Source organism: Pedobacter sp. JY14-1 (assembly GCF_029269825.1).
In the GTDB taxonomy this organism is placed as follows: Bacteria; Bacteroidota; Bacteroidia; order Sphingobacteriales; family Sphingobacteriaceae; genus Pedobacter.
Genome location: NZ_JARJHU010000001.1, coordinates 676082 through 696916 on the forward strand (window position 1 = coordinate 676082; position 20835 = coordinate 696916).

Below are 20835 nucleotides of genomic sequence, written 5' to 3' on the forward strand. Positions count from 1 at the left end.
TACCTGCCCGGCAAGATTCAAATAATGAGTCGCATCACCGGGAAATAGTGATACATATCAGTTTTTCATGTTCTGGAGCCTCTGCACATTGAGTACCTCAATATAGCTGCCTTTCCGCACGATCAGTCCTTCATCTTTGAAATCACTCAGGATACGGCTTACCGTTTCAGAAGCTATTCCCGCCATTGCAGAAAGATTGTCTCTTGAAATACTTACGGACAGTATACCAGAAACAGGTTCCTTTTGAGTTAGCCGCAACAGAATGCCTGCCATGCGCTTGCGTACTGAGTTATAGGCCAGTTCCAGAAGCTGTTCTTCTTTCGCGAGCACATTGTTGGCCATCAGCCTGATGAATTCTGCCGCTACATTAGGATACTTATGCAGCAGCGATTCGAGAAGTTCCCTGGGTAACAAGCATAGGGCTGTATCCTCTACCGCTTCAGCGGTTTCCCGGTAGTCGTCGTTAGCAAGTAGTGCGGCGATGCCAAAATACTCGTTTGGCCCATACATTCCTGTCAGCAGTTCCCTTCCGTCTGCAGCGACTTTAATGGTTTTGACCTTTCCGGAGAGTACGAGATAAGCCCCGTTAACCGTATCACCTTCATAATAGATGACCTGCTTTTTCCGGATATTCCTTACTTTACGATCCTCTATCAGCTTTCTAAGCTCCTCATTGCCACGATTGTGGTTAAGCAATGAGTTCAGCTGTTCAAGAGACTGTCCGTAAACTTGCTTCTGGCTGTCTTTCTTTCTGAGTCTGCTTTCTATAGCACTGAAAAGCTCCAGCTCATCAAAGGGTTTGGTCAGATAATCGTCCGCCCCAAGTTCCATGCCCTTACGCATGTCCTGACGCTCACTTTTTGCTGTCAGGAAGATAAAAGGGATCACTGCGGTCTGAGAATTTGCTGCCAGGAGCTGCAAAACGCCGTAACCGTCAAGTTCCGGCATCATGATATCGCATAAAATCACATCTGGCAGTTCCCGTACAGCAATTTCTATCCCCAATTTTCCATTCGGGGCCTGCAACACAGTATAGTTTGCCAGTTCAAGGATTTCAGACGTACTTTCCCTGATATCATCGTTATCTTCTATAATGAGTACTTTATGTTTATTTGACATCTGTGGATAATTTAGTAACCTGTCATATACTTGCATTGCGCACAAAAGAGATGGTAAACCGGGCTCCCTTGTGCAACTCGCTTTCAAACTCAAGAGCGCCGTTCATCAGCAGAACATAACGCTTCACAATATTGAGCCCAAGCCCTGTACCGGGAATGTTCCCGGTATTATTTGCCCTGAAAAAAGGCTGGAAAAGGTTTTTCTGGTCTTGTTCCGGAATACCTATTCCGTTATCACGAATGGTTATGATGCATTGGTTTGCATTCAGCTCGGTGTTAAACTCAATAAATGTATGCTCTCCGGAATATTTAATGGCATTAGAGATCAGGTTGATCATACAGTTGCGTAACAAGTTCTGATCAAGATCCACCAGGCTCTCTACTCCGGTATGCTGATAGATAATGTTTTGTTCTTCCTTCGCGATCAGCTGCATTTCTTCGGTCACCTCTTCAGCAAGCTTGACCAGGTCAAAACTGGAGAACGACGGCTCTACCCTGCCTGCCTCCAGCCGCTCCAGGGAAAGAAAATCATTGAGTATCGTCGTCAGATTGCCTACTGCATTCTTTATCTTGCCGACATGCTTACGTATCTGATCGTTATCATACGGCGCAGCATATTTTTCAATAAGCACAGAAGACAGTTGCACGGAGCTAAGCGGCGTACGGAATTCATGAGAAGCCATGGAAACAAATCTGCTTTTCATCTGGTTGAGTTCCTTTTCCTTTTCCAGCGAAAGGCTCACCTCTTCTTTCGCCTGGCTCAGCGCGTTCACCATCTTCTTCAGCGAAATGGTCCGCTCATCAACAAGGTCTTCAAGTTCAGCGGCATACTCCTTCAACCTTTGCTCAGCTTCCTTCTCCCGGGAAAGATCGTGGATAAAACCGGTATATATTGTCCTGTCCTTATAATGAACTTCACTTACCGCCAGTCTGAACGGAAAAGTAGTCCCATCCTTACGTAAGCCAAGTACTTCCCGGCCCTTTCCGATAATCCGCTTTTCCCCGGTACGCTGATAACGGTTAATATAGCCGTCGTGCGCACTTCTGTCCGGTTCGGGCATCAGCATAGAAATGTTATTGCCCACCACTTCATCCAAATTATAGCCAAACAGCTTTTGGGCTGCAGGATTAAGGCTTTCTACCCGTCCTTTATCATCTATCGTAATGATTCCGTCTATCGCTGTCTCAATGATCGCTTTCAGCAGCTGTACACCTTCCATAGCTTATATTCTTGTGATGTGCAAAATTACCAGATCGTTTATCGCACAATGTAATATAAATCATTCAAAAAAGTAACCAAGGTCAGTTTTTAAAAAACTCCTTATCGGCTTCTTTGCACCTGCAAAACACGTATAATCCTCATGTACCATACGCTTCACATTCCTGTACTTGGCCTCGGCTATTCTATTGACACACCTTTAAAGGTTGCCCGCTACGGTATTTCCTCTGTTGTATCCATTGTCGACGACCAATTGGCTGAACGGATGAGGAAATATCATTCCGAGCTCAATGGCATCAGGTATGTACCCATCAGCAGCAAAGAAGAAGATAGCCGGGCAAAAAGAATTACCGCCTATCTTGATCTCATGGACCAATTGGTAGCTGCGCAAATGGACAAGATGAAGCAGATGGATTTTTCAGAGATAAACGATCTCAATACTTATTTCGAATTCCTTCCTGATGATAATCCGGCAAAGAAAAAATACCGGAAGATGGTAAAAACCAATAATATATCAGCAAGAGAAAAACTTCAGCGGGAACTAAAACAGGTCTTGTCTCCCGGGAATATCGACGTCAACATTATGTCCAAAGTAGACAAAGTCAACTATTTTGACGGCGAGGCATTGTCGGCCGAGTATACAGATGCGCTCTCGGCATTAAGGGGATTTGTCAGGAGCAAGCTCAATTCATCCCTCGTAATTTCAGCAGGTATGAACCCGCGGCTGTTCAATTACATGGAGACTTTCAGTTGCTTTCATCCTGACACAAACGGCCATTTTCAAAAAAAAATCATCCTTAAAGTAAGTGACTTCAGATCCGCACAGGTACAGGCAAAAGTGCTGGCAAAAAAAGGATTATGGGTTACGGAATTCAGGATAGAATCGGGACTGAACTGCGGTGGTCACGCGTTTGCGACCGAAGGGCACCTTATCGGACCTATACTGCAGCAGTTCAAAGACAATAAGGACCATCTTTATGCAGAATTGTACCAGCTGTACATCCAGGCACTCGTCAAAAAAAACCTTGACCAGAACATTACCCGGCTTCCCCAGCAAAGAATTACCGTACAGGGCGGAGTAGGAAATTCAGATGAACATCGTTTTTTGCTGAACGAATATTTGCTGGACGCAGTTGGATGGGGAAGCCCGTTTCTTCTGGTACCTGAGGCCACCAATGTCGATGATCATACATTGAATGCACTCTCCACTGCAAATGAGGATGATTTTTACATCAGCAACGCATCTCCCCTCGGGGTTCCCTTTAACAATTTCAGAAAATGCACCGCTGAACAGTTAAGACTTGAACGAATCGGAAAAGGAAAACCAGGCAGCCCCTGCACTAAAAAATATCTTTGTAACAATACTGAATTTACGGAGCAACCGATATGCACAGCTTCAAGGCAATATCAAAAGCTCAAGATTGCCCGAATCAATGCATCGGACATATCAGAAAGTGAAAAATTAAACCAGATCAATAAGGTCACTGAGAAGGTTTGCCTTTGCGAGGGCCTTTGTGCTTCGGCATACCTAAAGGCAGACATTGTAAAACCAAAAGAAAGCAAGGCGGTCAGCATTTGTCCGGGACCAAACATCGCCTATTTTAAGGGAATTTACAGCCTTAAACAAATGGTCGATCATATTTACGGGAGGTGCAATCTGCTGAAGGGTGTTTCCAGGCCAAACCTTTTTATCAAGGAACTTGAGCTTTATATCAGTTACCTGAAACAACAATGCAATAATCTGCAGGAAGATCTGAAGCAACAGAAGTATTTATTCAGTTTCTATAACCAGCTGATGGAAGGCATCAGGTATTACCAGGAAATGGCCAAACGGGACCAGGGAAAATCTGCATTATGGGACAGCATGCAGCTTGACCGGCTAAATCAGTCGATCTCCAGTCTGCGGATCATTTCATCACTTTTCAGTTTTGCATGATCCAGCCTGTCTTTAAAAAAAAACTTTACCTGGTCAAAATGTGATTTATAGCCGTTCATATCTCCGTATACCACCAGCGAAGTCCACTCCCTTACCGCAGAATGAAACTCAAGATCATCTGCCCGGATAGACTTGTTAAAAAGTGCGGTTTCTATAGATTCTTCCAGCAGTTCTTCGTGTTGAAAAAGATACTCGGCAATCCCTAATCTAAGCCTGAAAGGTGGCGTCTGGCAGATCAGATGCTGATATGGATTAATTCCGAGATGGTACCATGCATCTACCATGCTTAACAGGCTAAGGTGAGAATTGGGCTTCCTGGGAACGTCTGCCGCTTCAGCCAGAGAAAACTCACCCATCGTCCTATCGTTCAGCAGCACCGGAATGTCATCGCTTGAAAAAACAAAATCTCTTGCTCTGTATAACCGTTTCCTGAATTCATCTTCCTCCTCCATGATCATCAGTTTAAACAGTTCGGATTCAGAACGGGCATATTGTTTTACCTGACTTGCTGCATACGGATTAAGGATGGCCAGTCCTCCGTAAATGTGCGCCTTACTACCGAATATTCTCAGCGTGGTCAGAATCTTTACATTATCTATTCCTCCCGCGTAAGACGCATTCTCCCAGGGGAAAAACCCCGCTTCCTTCCAGGCAGTACCCATGCTCTCAAATCCAAGATGCGTAACAGCCTGTGTATCGGCCACAATTTTGTCGTGAACATGATAGTCAGGAATCTCAACAAGTTCAGAGCCCAGGGCCGAAAGAACATCCGACATCCGCTGATAGGCTTCTGCGGAGGTACGGTGCGGAATGATCACCAGTTTCTGCCCCTTTGCCCCTATTGCCGGTCCATGCAGGGAATGACAGGTCACGATATGTACATCTCCGGGCAGGTGCTTTTCAAAGGCCGCGATCTCAGGATGTTTTACAGAAGTCTGGCCGGCAACTATGGCCCCGCAGCGGGTAGCAGGGCCATAGAGTCCGACAACTTCATTTATCTTTTCCGCCTCAACTGCATAAATAATGATATCGCAGGTGCGGCTCACCAGATTGCCATCTTCTGTACAGGAAATATGATCTATGATCCCGTTTTCGCGAAGAAAAGCAATACGACCCGGCAGGTCACAGCCAAGTACGTCATAACCTGTCGCCACCAACGCGCCCGCATACAGCAGGCCCATATCTCCCAATCCAATAATTCCGATTTTCATTTTACCGTAAAGCTATCGGAATCTGCGGAAATAACAATGCGGAAGTTAAATTAAGATAAGGCTACCTGACAGGTCTTTCCAGTAATTTAAAGAACTGGTCCAGCTGAGGCAAAATGACGATACGTGTTCTCCGGTTAGCAGCCTTGCCTGCATCTGTACTATTGTCATTTAACGGCACATACTCTCCCCTACCCGCAGCAGTCATTTTTGCGGGAGGTATACCATACTCATTCTGCAATATCCTTACTACTGAAGTAGCCCGTTTTACGCTCAGATCCCAGTTGTCCAGCAATACACCCTGCCTGTAGGGAACATTGTCCGTATGCCCTTCAACCATAAATTCAATTTCGGGCTGGTTCATCAATACCTTGGCCACCTTGCCGAGAACCTCTTTCGCCTGCTGCGTCACCTCATATTTTCCGGTGACAAACAGTAATTTATCTGAGATGTCAATATACACCACTCCCTTGTCTACTTTGATATTGATATCCTTGTCATTCAGGTTACCGATAGCTCCCTTCAGGTTCATGACCAGGTTCATAGTCAGTGAATCCTTCCGGGCAATAGCCGATTGCAGATTCTGGATATATGCATCTTTGGAACTCAGGCTTTCCAGCGATTTTTTAATGCTTTCTGCCTGAGACCCGGAGATCACAGAAAGATCTTTCAGCTGATTGACCATCTGGTCATTAGACGTTTTTTGCTGGGCAAGCTGGATTCCCATGCTTCTGCTCATGCCTTTATATTTAGCAGTTGAATCCTGGGCCCTTTGTAAGTCTGCCTGCAGTGCGCGGTAAGTACTGTCCAGCCTGTTGTACCTGTTGTTTGCCTCTGTTAACTTCCTGGATGTTCCGCAGGAGGCCAGAACAGCAGAGAGCGCCGTCAAGACTAAAATCCTGGTTTTCATAACTATATAAATTAATTAAAGTTCCTGTGGAGTTTTTACAATTATCAGGCCAGGAAAGATGTTTCCATTGTCAGCATTATGTGGAGAAATTCCCCAGGTCTTCATTCACGACAAAATCACAAAGCACTGAAAAACAACCATATGCCATAAAAATCCATTTCCGGCACTATTCTGTATCCTAGGTAATCACAAACAATTAATTACCGATACTAAAAATTTTAAGTTATGAAAAAGATCATTTTATCAGCAGCAATTTTAGCAGTAGCAGGAATAACTTCAGTAAAAGCCAGCGACATTAAAACTCCGGTAGTAATTACTGCCCAACAAGATAGCACCACCAAGACTCCGGTTGAACTGAAAGACCTTCCTGAAGCAGTACAAAAGACCCTGCAATCTGACCCGGTAAAAGCATGGACGCCAACAGAAGCTTTCCTGGTGACCAACGCAGATAAGACATCTTATTACCTGGTTAACGTGAAAAAGGAACAGGAAACAGGTTCCCTCAAAATTGACAAGGACGGCAAAGTCATTCAATAAGCCCTTTTACAATCCCTATATAGTTAACAGTGAAAAGGCCGGAAATTCCGGCCTTTTCTATTTATTAATTCTTTCCTTGAAAGTGGATACGCAACGGAATGCGATAATTGTATCACGCTTCCTTTACTACAATTTGCTCGAATAGTTCGGAGCCTCTTTAGTGATCGAAATATCATGTGGATGACTTTCCCGCATACCTGCGGCTGTAATCCTTACAAACTTGGCTTTCTGCAAATCAGGAATCGTAGTGGCACCGCAATAGTGCATACCCGCCCTCAAACCACCTACATACTGATAGATCACCTCAGCCAGCGTACCCTTATAAGGCACACGTCCAACGATCCCTTCAGGAACAAGTTTGGTCACGACATCGGTCTCATCCTGAAAATAACGATCTTTGGAACCCTGTGCCATCGCTTCTACAGATCCCATACCACGGTAAGACTTAAACTTACGGCCTTCGTAAATAATGGTTTCACCTGGAGACTCCTCCACACCGGCAAACAACGAGCCTGCCATGATCGCGCTTGCACCAGCAGCAATGGCCTTAACAATATCACCAGTCTGTTTGATACCTCCGTCTGCGATCACCGGAATTCCGGTACCCAGCAGTGCCTGGGCACATTCATATACTGCATATAGCTGGGGAACACCTACACCGGCAATGATTCTGGTCGTACAGATAGAGCCAGGGCCGATGCCTACCTTTACAGCATCTGCTCCAGCCGCCGCCAGGGCCCGGGCTGCTTCAGCGGTAGCGATGTTACCCGCGATCACCTGAAGCTCAGGCCATCTTTCCTTAACCGCCTTCACCATATCGATCACCCCTTTGGAATGACCATGCGCTGTATCTATGGTCACTACATCAACCCCAGCTTTCACAAGCGCGGCAACACGGTCAATATTATCTGCTGCGACCCCAACTGCAGCGCCTACACGCAGCCTGCCGTGGTCATCTTTACAGGCATTGGGATAATTCTTATACTTCTGAATATCCTTATAAGTGATCAGCCCCACTAAACGGCCATCACCGTCTACTACAGGCAATTTTTCGATTTTGTAATTCTGCAGGATCTCCTCTGCCTGAAGCAAGGTAGTACCTGCAGCCGCCGTGATCAGGTTTTCAATGGTCATCACACTTGCAATATCACGCTGCATATCTTTCTGAAAACGCAGGTCCCTGTTGGTAATGATACCGACAAGTTTATTATCCGTGTCAACGACCGGGATGCCTCCGATCCTGAACTCCTTCATGATCTGGAAGGCATCGCCAACTTTGGCGCCCTTTTGCAGGGTAACCGGATCCTGGATCATACCACTTTCGGAACGCTTGACCTTACGTACTTCCTCAGCCTGGCGTTCGATGCTCATGTTTTTGTGTAAAATACCGATCCCGCCGGCCTGCGCTATAGCAATGGCCAGGTTAGCCTCTGTAACAGTGTCCATCGCCGCCGAAACGACAGGTACATTAATTCTGATGTTTTTGGTGAGGTAACTTCCGGTATCCACGTCACGTGGCAGTACTTCGGAATAGGCAGGGACCAGTAATACGTCGTCGTATGTCAGTCCCTCGGCTATAAATTTATTAGGATCGAGTTGCATAGCAAATAAGTTTACGAGTTACTATTTGCCGGGCAAAGATACATTTTTTCATCAGATCACACAACAGATGAAAGACAGATGAACCAATAGTTTAAAAGATTACATTCAGGAAACTTTGGCTTAATATGGTCACCTGGCCATTTACCGGATGGTCATAAGGGTCTGTCTGAATGCCCCAGATGCTTGTCCGGGTTTACAATATCCCTGATCAATTGCTTCAGTTCCCTGACCTCGGGGAAACGGCCATATTCCCTGCGGTCAAAAACGACGGTTCCGTCGACGCTTACCAGATAACTACCGCCTGCCTCACTGGGAACAAGCGTCACTCCGTGCAACTCATCTGTGAACGTGGTCAGCAGCTCCTGGGCCATATAGGTCGCCCTGAGCATCCAGCCACATTTTGGGCAATACTCGATAATGACGGTTGGTTTAGTTTCAGGTATGGTCATATCGTATCATGATCAGCTTACAAAATATTATCGATGATAGTTAAGACTAAAAGCACTGAATACGGCCCGCTGATCGGCAGCACCCTTAAAGTTCAGTCCCATGCGCGGGCTCCGGTCCCACTGCGGCAGGAAGCCGAAGTCAACAGGCTGACCGATTTCCTTCCAGTGATCCGTTCCCTGCGCCCAGTAAGCGCTGCACTTTCCGTCTTTTCCTGCACTCATTCTCAAGCGGACGGCAGCTTTCGGGGTGCTCAGCTTCACCGCACCGGTGACTTTCCGCTGATTGTCCCTCACTACCCAGTATTCCACCTGATCGCCAATCACACCAACCCCTATCGCTGCGTTGGCGTCGCCGTAATAAACAAGTCCTTTCTGCGACGAATTCTGGTTAACAACGTTTACATCCATGTCCCAGGCAGCCGCTAAGGGTCTTACCGTCACCGCGATACCCGAAGGATTATCGGCCTTGATGGCACCCGAAACATACAACCGGCCAGCAGACTGCTTCAAAGAGGGCGTAGAATTCCGAAAATCCCATTGCCAGTATTTGGCCGGCGCCTTGCCCTTAAAATCATCTTTGATATTTTTGACGACATCAGCAGTACCGCTCACCTCCTTCAGTACCGGCCAGTCGTTTGCGGACCAGGACAAATCGGCCAGCAATCCCTCTCTTCCGGTATAAACTGTCGTCTGTTTATGATAAGCGTGGTGCAGGTAAGCAGTACGGCCGTCAGCGGTAGTTACAAAGGTGCCATGCCCGGAGCATTTCCAGTCTGCACTTCCCTGAAGCAGGGGATTTTCAGAAAAATCCTCATAAGGCCCTTTAAATTCTCTTGACCGCGCTACCCGCACATTATAATCACACTGGGAACCGCAGCAGCTTCCGGCAGAATAAAACAGGTAATAGTACCCGTTTCTCTTCAATATACTTTGTCCTTCCAGTCCCAGACGCTTATCATCACGAAACATTGTGAAAGTTTCGCCTTCCAGCTTCAATCCATCTGCAGAAAGCTTGCTGCCAAGGATCTCAATAGGCCTGCTGTCGAGGCCATATGCCTTAAAGCTGATATAAAGCTGCCCGTTATCATTGAAAACAAAGGCATCGATCGCCTCCTTTCCATGCTCAATAATAACCCCATGGTCCTTAAAGTCTCTGTCCGGATATCTGGAAGTTGCCACACCTATGTAAGAAACACCGTCTTTTTTCCGCCGGGCGGTATAATAGATATAATAGGTGTTGTTATGAAAATAATACTCCGGGGCCCAGAATGATCCGCTCGTCCATTCAGGTGCCTTTTCAAAAACATAACCGACCTGTTTCCAGTCTTTCAGGTTACCGGAAGTATAGATCGGAAAATGCGGCGCCCATTCGGAGGACGTACCTACCGCATAATACTGGTTTCCTTTTCTGATTACCGAGGGATCGGCAAAGTCACCACCGATCACCGGCCGGACCGGAGACTGCCCCACCGAAGAAAAAACGAACAATAACTGAAGTACCAGTGCAAAGGCAGGTAACTTAAAGGAGGCTTTCATGAGATTTGGTTACGGTTTCTGGTTTACCGGTGCAATATATCATTTTTGAATGTTCGCATTAAATAAAATATTTTTGCAGCCAATGGAATATTTCGACCGGCTGCTTGACCTGCTGAGAAAAGAGCGTAAAGCTGATTTTGAAGCGTACGAGTTTAAAACAAAACAATCATCGGCAGCGGAAAGACGGGCAGAAGGCCTTTGCTGGTACCCTTTGGCCATAAGAGGTACAGAGCTGACCAAAGGCGATTACCTGTGTATCGAACTGGAAAGAACTACCGAACGGGAACGCACTCATCAGTTCCGGACAGGTGCTGCTGTCAGCCTGTTCAGCAACCGCGATCCGGCGGTAAACCGCATTGAAGGCACTGTAAATTTTGTCAGCGGAGACCAGATCAGGGTCACCATCAGGCAAGACGAACTTCCGGACTGGAGCCATGGCGGCAAGCTGGGCTTAGACCTCCTTTTTGACAACAACAGTTACGAAGAAATGGAAGCTGCCCTGCAGCATGCCTCAAAAGTGATTTCAGGCAAAGCTAAAGGCCCGCTTGAGATAATCGAGACCCTGACCGGCATGCGCAGACCAGAGCTGTCCGGTGCCGTTTCTTTGCAGGCACTTCCAGGTCTTAACACCGCACAGCAGACTGCCGTCTCGCAGATCAGTGGGGGAAGCGAACTCAGCATCGTACACGGGCCTCCGGGCACCGGCAAGACAACTACACTTGTCCAGGCCATCAAGTTACTGGCACAGCAAAAACAGGTCCTTGTCGTCGCCCCCAGCAACACCGCAGTAGACCTGCTCAGTGAAAAGATCGCTGCTGAAGGTCTCGGCGTACTCAGGATCGGCAACCCGGCCCGGGTCTCAGACCGCCTCCTGTCCCTCACACTTGAAGGCAGAATGAGTGCCCATCAAGAAATGAAGCAGGTCAGAACGCTCAAAAAGCAAGCGGCAAACTATAAGGCCATGGCCCATAAATACAAACGGAACTATGGCAGGGCCGAACAAGAACAGAGAAAGGCGCTGTTCAACGAGGCGCACAAGGTGATGAAGGCTGCAGAGCTTACGGAGAAATACATCATTGACCATATCGTGTCCGGCGCGCAAGTCATTACTGCAACGCTGGTCGGCGCCGCCCATTACAGCATACGAGACCTGGATTTTGAAACCGTAGTGATTGATGAAGCCGGACAGGCACTGGAACCGGCCTGCTGGATACCCATTCTGAAAGCCAGAAAAGTGGTACTTGCGGGAGACCACTGCCAGTTACCGCCGACCATAAAATCTGCAGATGCCGGGGCCTGGGGGTTAAGCACAACACTCATGGAAAAGTGCTGCAGGCTGTGGCCGGATGCAGTGACCACACTTAATGAGCAATACCGCATGCACCAGCTGATCATGGCCTATCCCTCAAAGATATTTTACGCTGACAACCTCCGGGCACACCATTCGGTTGCCAGCCGCGAACTGATACCTTCGGACAAAGCAATTTCCTTTATCGACACAGCAGGGTGTTCCTTTGATGAAAAAACTGCAGAAAACAGTATCGTAAATCCAGGAGAAGCAGAATTTCTCATTAACCACCTTATCGGGTACATCTCCGCACTCCATAAAAACTATCCTGCTGATCAGTTCCCCCAGATCGGCATCATTGCTCCTTATCAGCAACAGAACCTGCTTATCAGAGAATTGATTGGAGAATCTGAAGAACTGGCACCATACACCGCCCACATCAGCGTAAATACAGTAGACAGCTTTCAGGGGCAGGAACGCGACATCATTTACATCAGCCTGACCAGGAGCAGTCCTGAACGCAACATCGGTTTCCTGGCAGATACCCGGCGGATGAATGTGGCCATGACCCGTGCAAAACAAAAATTGGTCATCATCGGCGACAGTGGTACATTGTCCAGACTGGAATTTTATAACGAACTGATTGCTTATGCTTTAAAGCAGGAAGCCTATCAAAGTGCATGGGAATATGCAACGTTTTGAGTATTTTAATGTCTTATTCATAAAAACCAACAAGATGAAAAAGCTAATTCCATTATTATTTGCTGTCCTATGCTGCACTACCGGCATACAGGCTATAGGCGCCCATGTGTCATCATCCGCATCCGGGACGTCTTTTCAGGATGACCGCACCGTAAAAAATTTCAACGGTGTAGCCGCCGGTGGCCCTATACAGGTCATCGTTACCATGGGCAATACCGAAAGCATCCGCTTTGAGGGAGATGCTGAAGCGATAGCTACACTGGTCGCAGAAGTAAAAGGAAATATACTGATCATCCGGCCGCAGATCAGCTGGAAAAGCTGGGCAAAAAAATATGAGGGGAAAAAGATTGTTGCCCATGTCAAGGCAAAAAATATTACCAGCCTGAGCATGAGTGGCGACGGCAGCATTAGTGTTAAAGGCACGGTTACCGCGTCGGAGCTTACTGCCAACCTGAGTGGCTCAGGTACTATTGAAGCGACGATAAATGCAGACAGGCTTACCGGCAATGTCAGTGGTTCGGGCAGTGTCAACATCACCGGCGAAGCTGGCGAGATTTCTGCAAACATCAGCGGTTCAGGCAAGATAGGCGGGAAAAACCTGAGTACAAAGACATTAAACGCAAAGGTCAGCGGATCGGGAACTGCATGGGCCAAAGTGAGCGGCAACATCAATGCCCTTATCAGCGGTTCAGGGGGCGTATATTACGGCGGCAACCCTTCCATCGAACAGAAAGTGATCGGTTCAGGAGGAGTCAGCAAGTTTTAAACCTGCTGTGCTGCTTTTCGGGGTTGTTCTGGCGTTCAGTGCTTCCGGAAGCCATGTATTTCGATAAGCGCAAGACAATCGTCTGCCGGAAGGATACCGTCGGAAGAAGTTCTTTCAAACAAACTGGACGCTGCCGCACATACACCGAGTATAAGGCAGCGTTCCATTTCCCAGTTTTCATGAATACCCATCAGCACCCCGGCGGCAAAGGCATCACCGGCACCTACCGCACCACCGATCTTTTCAGCGGGTAGTTGTATACTGGGCTGAAACAGTTGATGACCATCTTTACTTAAGGCAATGACCCCTTCAGGAAAATGAAGGAACACCCATTTTTGCACACCCATTTCCAGAATTCTGGATGCAGCCTCCATACATCCTGAACGATTTACCTTACCATCGTCAGTTGTCTTTATCCCGGTGATCATTCCTGCCTCAAATTCATTCACAAACAAGTAGTCGATATAGGGCAATGATGGCGGTATGATTTTGTGAAAACGCGTTGAGCGTTCGCTGACAATATCTGCAGAGGTGAGATAACCATTCTCCTTAGCCTGTTTAAATACCTTAGCCGCCCTGGTCATTCCATCCGTTTCCAACTGGTCCAGCTTGTCGAGCAACAGCAGGTATCCCAGGTGAAAGATCTTTTCCCGCGCTGAAGAAAAATCAAAATGCTCCATATCGAGCAGCGCATTGGCACCGCGCTGATGGAAAAAAGTACGCTTTCCCGTACCCTGCACAGTCATCACATCCGTATAAGAAGTAAATGCACCGGGAGCCTTCCTGATCTGGGCTGTATCTACGCCCAGCGCAGCGCAGCCGTTAATGATCTCTTCGCCCCTGGCATCGTCGCCTACAAGTCCGAGGCCGCAAAGCGGGAAATCTGCCTTCAGTTTTATCAATGCCATGACGATATTATAAGCAGAGCCACCGTTGCTGCTGCTTTCCGTTGAAATGTTCACCAGTTTTTCTTCCTCCGGAAAAACATCGATCATCTTCACCTGGTCAATGATCCAGTTACCACCGATCAATATGCCCTTTCTCATATCACTTGTCACTTAGCAGCCTGATCAGCGCGGGTTCATCTTCCTCAATTTCAGCATATCTGCCTGTCTGATTATTGGAAAAGAAGTTGTCGTTAAGGTCATCATTAGCGGTAGATACTTCTCCGATAATGCACTGTTCAGACTCCGGCCAGAACTCATGCCATATCCCAGGTTCTATGGTCACACGTTCACCAGCCTGCAATACCAGTTTGTCACCTGAAGCCAGGTTCCTGGGCGCGCCATTTACCTTAAGTACCATCATATCCTGCGCGCCTTCCTTCCAGGGATCACTTTTCCAGAGCTGCACGGCGAGCACACCCGCACGGCAAATGATGTCCTCTTTCTTTTTCTGATGCGTATGACTTGGTGTCACCTGGCCCCTGTCGGCATACATGAGTTTCTCGCAGTATTCCGCCTCTTCCGCCAGGTTGACCAGTACAAGTCCGCTGGCCCTGAAGTCGCCCAGGCCAAAGTCCGTTACATCCCAGCGCGGCGCAGGCGGCAATGTCCAACCATTGGCGCCGAAGAAAGCGGTTGCCTTCAGGATAGCCGCGTTGATTACAGATCTTTTCATATTTGGTTTAGTTATCATTCGTAAGTTACCTTTTCTACCGTCTGGTTTGCAAACGATTTTAACGCAGCAGCAAAAACATAATGGCTTTCCAGCGCCTCTTGCGGCGTTACGCAACCAAACCGGCCCTTCAGCTCACCTGCCCTTTCCGCAACATAAGCGGCCAGCATCTGCATAAAGCAATCTGAAAATCCCGGCTCAAAAATACCGCCCGTAACAGTAGGGAAAGGCACCCCTTTGAATCCGAGGTCAGTACGTTGCCATAGCTGATCATCCGCATCCAGGCGGAAAGTCCATAATGTCTTGGTTTCCTTGGTACTGTACCTCACTCCTCCCTTGGTACCCAGCACTTCAATATACCAGGTATTGGTTTCTCCCGGCGCAATACGCTTTGTTTCCAGGGTCATTGGTATGTTATGCCCGTCTATTTCAACCGTAGTATTCAATATCGCATTGTTCCAGGTATCACAGGCCGCTCTGCCACCCTTCCCATCCGGCCGTTCTGTAATGATCCGCTGTAATTGGGCATAAACTGTTTTTGGTTTCCAGCCTAATCTGAGCGGTACGTGCAACACATGCATACCCAGATCGCCCATTACACCGATCTCCCCGCAGAATTTTACCTGACGCTTCCAGTTCAGCGGTTTTTCTGGATCTATATCGCTCGAGTGCAAGAACCCCGCCCTGATCTCGATGACCTGCCCCAGCCTGCCGGACTGCACCTCCCGGATGACACGCTGAGGTCCGGGAAGAAAAGGCATTTCAGAGCTGCAACGTACAAACCTGCCCGAGGCCTCTGCAGCCGCTTTTATGGCTAACGAGTCTTCCAGTCCCATACCAAAAGGCTTTTCACCCAGCAGGTCCTTCCCCGCTTCCAGTACTTCAAGGTAAAACTTGCAGTGCAGGTGATGCGGAAGCGCCACGTAGACCACGTCGATATCCGGGTTACGCAGCAGTTCCTGGTAATCTGTGGTCAGTAACTTTACCGTGGGGACGGACTTATACCATTCGAGCACCTGCTCATTAAGGTCACAGACCGCAGTCAGCGCTACGCTCACCGGAAAATCGTTCAAGGTAAACCACCTGCCGAAAGCTCCTGCTGCCTCCTTGCCCATCAACCCACCGCCAATAATCCCAATGTTTACTGTTTTCATCTGTTCAATAATTTCTTCTTTAAAGGATCTTGATATATCAGATAAATGCCACTGCTTCTTCCGGCGTTGCCCCCTCATGTACGATCGACATCAAGGCCCTGGTCATTCCCGCGGGATTGGGATGCTGGATCACGTTTCTTCCATATACAATACCTTTTACGCCCTGCTGCATCAGTCCGTAAGTACGGTCGAGTATCTCCCGGTCACTAGCCTTTCCGCCGCCGCGCACCAGCACAGGTATGCGTCCGGCTGTTTCAACTACACGATGATATTCAGCAACATCATCGGTGGGATCTGCTTTAATGATATCTGCACCAAGTTCTACCCCTTGCCGCACCAACGGAATGATCTTCTGCGGATCGCCGTTCACCATATACCCTCCCGCTTCATGATTCGGACGGAAAACCAGCGGTTCAACCATTAACGGCATTCCATATTGTTCGCAAACTGGTTTTATATTCAGTATATTCCGGATGCACTGGTCAGTTACCTCCGGCTCGCCGGGAATACTGAACAGGTTGACCACCACACAGGCTGCATCCAACCTCAGCGCCTGCTCCACAGGGTTTTCAATCATCCTGCTGAACAAAGACCTCGGCAATTCTCTTCCATAAACATTCGCCACATCTGTGCGCAATACCAGCGAAGGCTTTTCGCGGCCAGGTATTGACTGCAGGTAATGTGCCTGCCCTACGGTAAGCTGTATGGCATCAGGCGCTGCGTCAACCAATATTTCTACTGCCCTTCCTATGTTTTCTATCCCTTGCAAAAAACTATACTCATTAAAGAAACCATGGTCGATAGCCACATCAAAGCAATTGCCCGATTTGCGGTTAAACAGTCTTTTTAGTCTGTATTCTTTCATTCTTTTATTTTTTATATCCTTTGTTCAGTTCGTTTGTATTCATCCTCATCATTAGTTATAGGGAGGTTTCCCAGCTGCCGCCTCAGGGTTTCCCTTCAGAAAAAGACGATAAAGCTCAAAAAAGGCGGGTGCGTCCAGCAGTTCAGCATCCGGGTCCAGCTTTTTTACCTCCGCCACTACCCTGACGTACCATGACGGAGATTTCAATATATTTCTGAACCAGTGAAAAGGTACCTTCCGCTGCTGCATCTGCGACACAATAATTTTCGCAGCGACTGCCGGGTCGTCCTGGTTCACATCTTCTCCGGCCCTCAGTACCGGCATATTACCATGTAAGGACATCAGCGGGGTCTTCTGGGGTACAATGCCATCCGGACTAAATGAAGCATAGGCATCAAGGCCCTGTCGGTTAAGCGCAGGTGCATGTCCGTCGATTACAAACCCGGTAATGCTAAGCCCCCATTGCCTGTAATAAGGAAGGTTGTGTCTTGCCCACTGACCGACACCGTCAGGCAACCCGGATATGGCCCTCGGCGCCTGTAACATTCCCGGCATCAGGTAGCCCGCACCATTGTCAGCAGCGGCAAAATAATCGTTCGCACTGGCCGTTTCCCTGCGGTATTCCAGGGCCATGGGCACTCGTTGCGCGAGTACCGGGCTGATACACCACATCAAAGGCACCTTACCCCTGTCCGGACTGTCCCATAAGGTCGGCGTCGTTTGCGAAACCCATGAAGAAGCGTCATAATCACCAACATAAAAGATATAAAAGTTACGTCTGCCCAATTGCAGTTTTCCGTTTTCATCCAGCAGGCCACGATCCTTCAGTTGAGCATGGGATACCCATCGTTGCGGATAAGTCTTTTTTAATGGATAATGCTGCCAGAAGGAAGCATTGGCCAACGCCCCGAATCCTATGGCATCAGCATCCTTAAACGCGTTGTATGCACTGATCACCTTAGAATACTCCCACTCGGTTTCCACATCTTCATGCTTTCCACCCGCATGCCGGGTATATTTAAAAGCCCAGGGCGGAAAGCCGCCCAGGTAGGTAAAATGGTCGCCGCTACCATTGCGTCGATAAGCCTGAAGCAGAAATTCTTTCAGTGTATTCAAGTCCTCACCCTGACGAGCTGAGGGTTCATCCGTTGCCTTTTCATCACCCCAGGGGCTCAGGTCGAAGAAAAAGCCCCGTTTACTAACAAAAAAATCATGATTGGATAACGTATGGTGATTGATCACAGCAGCGCCTGGCTTCTGGATCCAGCACTGATCAATATAATAGGCCCCGTAGCGGGTATTGCACCTTCCCGTTTTAACATATTTCTCCATAAACCAGCGGTAGGCATCATTCTTTGCGGAATGGGTAGATACCAGTTCTGTGCCCGGTATCCGGCCTTTACCGGTAAACAAGCTGCTGCCGTCCGGATTCAGCAGCCATCTTTTAACCGGCAGTCTCGGACCAGACAATACCAGCTTACTGTAAAGACTCCCTGCAGAAAGATCGTAACGGACAGCGATCAGGTCTTCCACACCCGCCACCGAAGAGGCAACATTACTTGTAGCGGGCACCCTGGGGTCGTAAACCACTACTCCTTTAACATACTTCCTGAATGCAGTCACCAACTTCACTGCATCCGTATAAATCAGGGTATCTGCACCTGCCAGCCATTTACCCGGTTTCCGGTATTTATCCCACCAGTACCGGTCAATATTGACGCTTCCGTTTTCAATATATAAAAAATACAGCCTCGGCGCATCCCGGTTCACCACTCCCTGCAAGGTAGCCAGCGTATGTACATGGTCCCAGACCTTAATGGCATTTGCGGGTTCCTTCATATCCATTTTAAGCGTGTAGCCGAGATCATACAGGGCAATGCGCCGTTGTTGCCCGGAACAGGCCAGGGAAAAGACAAAGACGAAAAAGACAAAGATCACTCGTTTCATTCAGGCAATTATTGGTTATCAGCCGGGCAAGGGCCCGCAGAACAATAATACTAAAATAAACTACAACTTGTATATACAAGATAATTTTTATGTTAAATATTTACATTTGTCTCCATACATAACCAAATTGATGAACCGGAAAGAAACCACACCCCTGTACAGAAAGATCACCGACGACCTGAAGACTGCCATCGAGAAAGGCAGTTACAGCAAAGGTGATCTTCTTCCTTCTGAGAATGATCTTTGCAAAACTTATAATACCACCAGGGCGACCATCAGGCAGGCACTTGGCGCATTAATGATCTCAGGGCACATTACCAGGAAACATGGAAAAGGCAGTATCGTAGCCGAGCCGAAGAACGGTCTGGGCATCCTTTCTCTGAAGGGCTTTACCGCAGGCATAGGCAATAAGCCACTCTCTACGGTCATCTTACAAAAGCCGTCCAAGCAGGCGTGGTCGGAAGACTTCTATTATGCACTTGAAGAAGATGAACTCGCCGCCGGATGTATTTTTTTTGTACGTCTACGTTACCTCGACCAAAAGCCTTTGCTCTATGAAGAAACGCACATCACTAATCTCAACTTGCCACACTTCACGTCAAGGAACCTCGAGAACCGGTCACTTTTCCGGATACTGGAAGAAAACTACCAGGTAAAAGTAAAGGAAGGTGAGCAAAAAATATGGGCCATTAACGGAAATGAGCCTGTCAGCAAGCTGCTCAACGTAACCTCCGGTCACCCGCTGGTCCACATGAAGAGAAGGTTGCAGACAAATATCAGAAACCTCAACATTTACTCCTCTCTGTATTGCAATACCGAAGAGTACTTTCTCCAGGACTATTTTTAACAGTCGTAAACACACCCCGAAAAAGTCGCTTTCAACCATTTGGATTCTGGCCGGCTGAGCCTACCTTTAGGTTAACAAATTTTAATCAGACATATGGAAGCGACAGCTAAAACCAACATCACCGTACAAACAACAATTAACGCTCCGGCGTCAGCAGTCTGGGAAAACTGGGTTAGCCCGGAACATATTATCAAATGGAACAGTGCATCTGACGACTGGCATACCCCATACTCGGAAAACAACCTGACTGTAGGCGGCACCTTTAAATCTACCATGGCAGCAAAAGACGGCAGCATGAGTTTCGATTTCGGTGGCGTTTACACCGAAGTAGAGGAACACAGCCTGATCGCCTATACCATGGGCGACGGCAGGAAGGTCAAAGTGACTTTCAGCGAAGAAGACGGCAAGACACACCTGGTTGAAACTTTTGAGGCCGAAAGCACTAATCCCCTGGAAATGCAGCAGGCTGGCTGGCAGGCTATTCTTGATAATTTCAAGCGCTACGTAGAAGCTAATTAAAATGGCAGGGCCATTAAGAAGAAAGCAAAGACAGCCTGAAGTTCTTTTTAAAGATTAAATCGTAATTTTATCCCGATTTATAAGAACAGCAGCGTTATGCAAGAACCAAACTCACTGAACAAGGTCGCAGAATTTCACCGTACATTCAAACATCCCATAAAAGAAACCCCAGGAATACCTTCTGTGGAGAGGGCCAACCTGAGGGTATCCCTGCTTGCGGAAGAACTGCAGGAGTTCAAGCAGGCTATCGAAGCCAACGATTTTGTAGAAGCCGCAGATGCACTTTGTGACCTTCAATATGTACTGGCCGGCGCAATACTGGAATTTGGGCTGGGAGAAAAATTCAGGCAGCTCTTCGACGAAGTACACCGTTCCAATATGAGCAAGGCCTGCAAATCTCTGGAAGAAGCCAATCAGACCATAGAACACTACCGGAAAAACCATCAGTGCGATGCCTATCACAAAGAAGAAGAATCCCTGTTCCTCGTTTACCGCAGCAATGACAACAAGACACTGAAATCTGTAAATTACTCACCTGCAGATCTGAAGAGCCTGCTGTAAGAGTTATCCGGACACGGCACCTGTTGACATAAAGGGTTTTATTGGTTAACTTAG

General features: G+C 47.7%; 19 protein-coding genes. 7 read left to right on the plus strand and 12 right to left on the minus strand.

The window, feature by feature from the left end; all coding sequences use genetic code 11:
• Positions 1–57 precede the first annotated feature (57 nt).
• Positions 58–1119, minus strand: coding sequence for a response regulator (locus P2W84_RS02915; protein ID WP_276088604.1), 1062 nt, complete (start codon positions 1117–1119; stop codon positions 58–60).
• A 22-nt stretch (positions 1120–1141) separates the two neighbouring features.
• Entirely contained in the window at positions 1142–2338 is a 1197-nt protein-coding gene (locus P2W84_RS02920) for a PAS domain-containing sensor histidine kinase (RefSeq protein WP_276088605.1), read from the minus strand.
• 141 nt (positions 2339–2479) lie between these two features.
• Between P2W84_RS02920 and P2W84_RS02925 the strand changes: the two genes are divergently transcribed.
• Positions 2480–4273, plus strand: coding sequence for a hypothetical protein (locus P2W84_RS02925; protein ID WP_276088606.1), 1794 nt, complete (start codon positions 2480–2482; stop codon positions 4271–4273).
• Here P2W84_RS02925 and P2W84_RS02930 read toward each other — a convergent pair.
• Together P2W84_RS02930 and P2W84_RS02935 are read right to left on the minus strand one after the other, a co-directional pair.
• A complete protein-coding gene (locus P2W84_RS02930; protein WP_276088607.1) occupies positions 4222–5484 on the minus strand; it encodes a prephenate dehydrogenase in 1263 nt (420 codons plus the stop codon). The genes P2W84_RS02925 and P2W84_RS02930 overlap by 52 nt on opposite strands.
• A gap of 61 nt (positions 5485–5545) precedes the next feature.
• Positions 5546–6391, minus strand: coding sequence for an OmpA family protein (locus P2W84_RS02935; protein ID WP_276088608.1), 846 nt, complete (start codon positions 6389–6391; stop codon positions 5546–5548).
• A 225-nt stretch (positions 6392–6616) separates the two neighbouring features.
• On the opposite strand from P2W84_RS02935, the gene P2W84_RS02940 reads away from it, so the two are divergent.
• Positions 6617–6928: a hypothetical protein gene (locus tag P2W84_RS02940; RefSeq protein ID WP_276088609.1), complete on the plus strand. Its 312-nt coding sequence runs from the start codon at positions 6617–6619 to the stop codon at positions 6926–6928.
• Positions 6929–7054: 126 nt separating this feature from the next.
• Here the strand turns inward: P2W84_RS02940 and guaB are convergent, their stop codons facing one another.
• The 3 genes from guaB to P2W84_RS02955 form a co-directional block, all read right to left on the minus strand.
• Entirely contained in the window at positions 7055–8530 is a 1476-nt protein-coding gene (gene guaB, locus P2W84_RS02945) for an IMP dehydrogenase (protein ID WP_276088610.1), read from the minus strand.
• Positions 8531–8682: 152 nt separating this feature from the next.
• Positions 8683–8979 carry a SelT/SelW/SelH family protein gene (locus tag P2W84_RS02950; RefSeq protein ID WP_276088611.1) on the minus strand — a complete coding sequence of 99 codons (297 nt, stop codon included), beginning with the start codon at positions 8977–8979 and terminating at the stop codon, positions 8683–8685.
• A gap of 27 nt (positions 8980–9006) precedes the next feature.
• A complete protein-coding gene (locus P2W84_RS02955) occupies positions 9007–10515 on the minus strand; it encodes a family 43 glycosylhydrolase (RefSeq protein WP_276088612.1) in 1509 nt (502 codons plus the stop codon).
• Between the two features lie 82 nt (positions 10516–10597).
• Between P2W84_RS02955 and P2W84_RS02960 the strand changes: the two genes are divergently transcribed.
• Positions 10598–12505 (plus strand): AAA domain-containing protein, encoded by a 1908-nt coding sequence (locus tag P2W84_RS02960; RefSeq protein WP_276088613.1) that lies wholly within the window; start codon positions 10598–10600, stop codon positions 12503–12505.
• A gap of 34 nt (positions 12506–12539) precedes the next feature.
• Positions 12540–13271, plus strand: coding sequence for a head GIN domain-containing protein (locus tag P2W84_RS02965; protein ID WP_276088614.1), 732 nt, complete (start codon positions 12540–12542; stop codon positions 13269–13271).
• Positions 13272–13306: 35 nt separating this feature from the next.
• Here the strand turns inward: P2W84_RS02965 and P2W84_RS02970 are convergent, their stop codons facing one another.
• Genes P2W84_RS02970 through P2W84_RS02990 form a run of 5 tightly spaced genes read right to left on the minus strand, consistent with a single transcriptional unit; the run spans position 13307 to position 18854 of the window.
• On the minus strand, positions 13307–14317 hold the full coding sequence (locus tag P2W84_RS02970) for a PfkB family carbohydrate kinase (RefSeq protein ID WP_276088615.1): 1011 nt from the start codon (positions 14315–14317) through the stop codon (positions 13307–13309).
• A 1-nt stretch (position 14318) separates the two neighbouring features.
• Positions 14319–14891, minus strand: coding sequence for a D-lyxose/D-mannose family sugar isomerase (locus tag P2W84_RS02975; RefSeq protein WP_276088616.1), 573 nt, complete (start codon positions 14889–14891; stop codon positions 14319–14321).
• A 14-nt stretch (positions 14892–14905) separates the two neighbouring features.
• Positions 14906–16042 carry a Gfo/Idh/MocA family oxidoreductase gene (locus tag P2W84_RS02980; protein WP_276088617.1) on the minus strand — a complete coding sequence of 379 codons (1137 nt, stop codon included), beginning with the start codon at positions 16040–16042 and terminating at the stop codon, positions 14906–14908.
• A gap of 37 nt (positions 16043–16079) precedes the next feature.
• The gene (locus P2W84_RS02985) at positions 16080–16907 is read right to left on the minus strand and encodes a hypothetical protein (protein ID WP_276088618.1); all 828 of its coding nucleotides are present in this window, start codon (positions 16905–16907) and stop codon (positions 16080–16082) included.
• 51 nt (positions 16908–16958) lie between these two features.
• On the minus strand, positions 16959–18854 hold the full coding sequence (locus P2W84_RS02990) for a GxGYxYP domain-containing protein (protein WP_276088619.1): 1896 nt from the start codon (positions 18852–18854) through the stop codon (positions 16959–16961).
• Between the two features lie 130 nt (positions 18855–18984).
• Between P2W84_RS02990 and P2W84_RS02995 the strand changes: the two genes are divergently transcribed.
• The 3 genes from P2W84_RS02995 to P2W84_RS03005 all read left to right on the plus strand — a co-directional run bounded on the left by P2W84_RS02995 (position 18985) and on the right by P2W84_RS03005 (position 20781).
• Positions 18985–19701 (plus strand): GntR family transcriptional regulator, encoded by a 717-nt coding sequence (locus tag P2W84_RS02995; protein WP_276088620.1) that lies wholly within the window; start codon positions 18985–18987, stop codon positions 19699–19701.
• Between the two features lie 93 nt (positions 19702–19794).
• Positions 19795–20220, plus strand: coding sequence for an SRPBCC family protein (locus tag P2W84_RS03000; RefSeq protein WP_276088621.1), 426 nt, complete (start codon positions 19795–19797; stop codon positions 20218–20220).
• 96 nt (positions 20221–20316) lie between these two features.
• Positions 20317–20781, plus strand: coding sequence for a nucleoside triphosphate pyrophosphohydrolase family protein (locus P2W84_RS03005; protein ID WP_276088622.1), 465 nt, complete (start codon positions 20317–20319; stop codon positions 20779–20781).
• The last annotated feature ends 54 nt before the right edge of the window (positions 20782–20835 follow it).

Excerpts from the sequence above, each read along its gene's own strand:
- P2W84_RS02915 (WP_276088604.1), bottom strand. The coding sequence starts at position 1,119 with ATGTCAAATAAACATAAAGTACTCATTATAGAAGATAACGATGATATC.
- P2W84_RS02920 (WP_276088605.1), bottom strand. The coding sequence starts at position 2,338 with ATGGAAGGTGTACAGCTGCTGAAAGCGATCATTGAGACAGCGATAGAC.
- P2W84_RS02925 (WP_276088606.1), top strand. The coding sequence starts at position 2,480 with ATGTACCATACGCTTCACATTCCTGTACTTGGCCTCGGCTATTCTATT.
- P2W84_RS02930 (WP_276088607.1), bottom strand. The coding sequence starts at position 5,484 with ATGAAAATCGGAATTATTGGATTGGGAGATATGGGCCTGCTGTATGCG.
- P2W84_RS02935 (WP_276088608.1), bottom strand. The coding sequence starts at position 6,391 with ATGAAAACCAGGATTTTAGTCTTGACGGCGCTCTCTGCTGTTCTGGCC.
- P2W84_RS02940 (WP_276088609.1), top strand. The coding sequence starts at position 6,617 with ATGAAAAAGATCATTTTATCAGCAGCAATTTTAGCAGTAGCAGGAATA.
- guaB (WP_276088610.1), bottom strand. The coding sequence starts at position 8,530 with ATGCAACTCGATCCTAATAAATTTATAGCCGAGGGACTGACATACGAC.
- P2W84_RS02950 (WP_276088611.1), bottom strand. The coding sequence starts at position 8,979 with ATGACCATACCTGAAACTAAACCAACCGTCATTATCGAGTATTGCCCA.
- P2W84_RS02955 (WP_276088612.1), bottom strand. The coding sequence starts at position 10,515 with ATGAAAGCCTCCTTTAAGTTACCTGCCTTTGCACTGGTACTTCAGTTA.
- P2W84_RS02960 (WP_276088613.1), top strand. The coding sequence starts at position 10,598 with ATGGAATATTTCGACCGGCTGCTTGACCTGCTGAGAAAAGAGCGTAAA.
- P2W84_RS02965 (WP_276088614.1), top strand. The coding sequence starts at position 12,540 with ATGAAAAAGCTAATTCCATTATTATTTGCTGTCCTATGCTGCACTACC.
- P2W84_RS02970 (WP_276088615.1), bottom strand. The coding sequence starts at position 14,317 with ATGAGAAAGGGCATATTGATCGGTGGTAACTGGATCATTGACCAGGTG.
- P2W84_RS02975 (WP_276088616.1), bottom strand. The coding sequence starts at position 14,891 with ATGAAAAGATCTGTAATCAACGCGGCTATCCTGAAGGCAACCGCTTTC.
- P2W84_RS02980 (WP_276088617.1), bottom strand. The coding sequence starts at position 16,042 with ATGAAAACAGTAAACATTGGGATTATTGGCGGTGGGTTGATGGGCAAG.
- P2W84_RS02985 (WP_276088618.1), bottom strand. The coding sequence starts at position 16,907 with ATGAAAGAATACAGACTAAAAAGACTGTTTAACCGCAAATCGGGCAAT.
- P2W84_RS02990 (WP_276088619.1), bottom strand. The coding sequence starts at position 18,854 with ATGAAACGAGTGATCTTTGTCTTTTTCGTCTTTGTCTTTTCCCTGGCC.
- P2W84_RS02995 (WP_276088620.1), top strand. The coding sequence starts at position 18,985 with ATGAACCGGAAAGAAACCACACCCCTGTACAGAAAGATCACCGACGAC.
- P2W84_RS03000 (WP_276088621.1), top strand. The coding sequence starts at position 19,795 with ATGGAAGCGACAGCTAAAACCAACATCACCGTACAAACAACAATTAAC.
- P2W84_RS03005 (WP_276088622.1), top strand. The coding sequence starts at position 20,317 with ATGCAAGAACCAAACTCACTGAACAAGGTCGCAGAATTTCACCGTACA.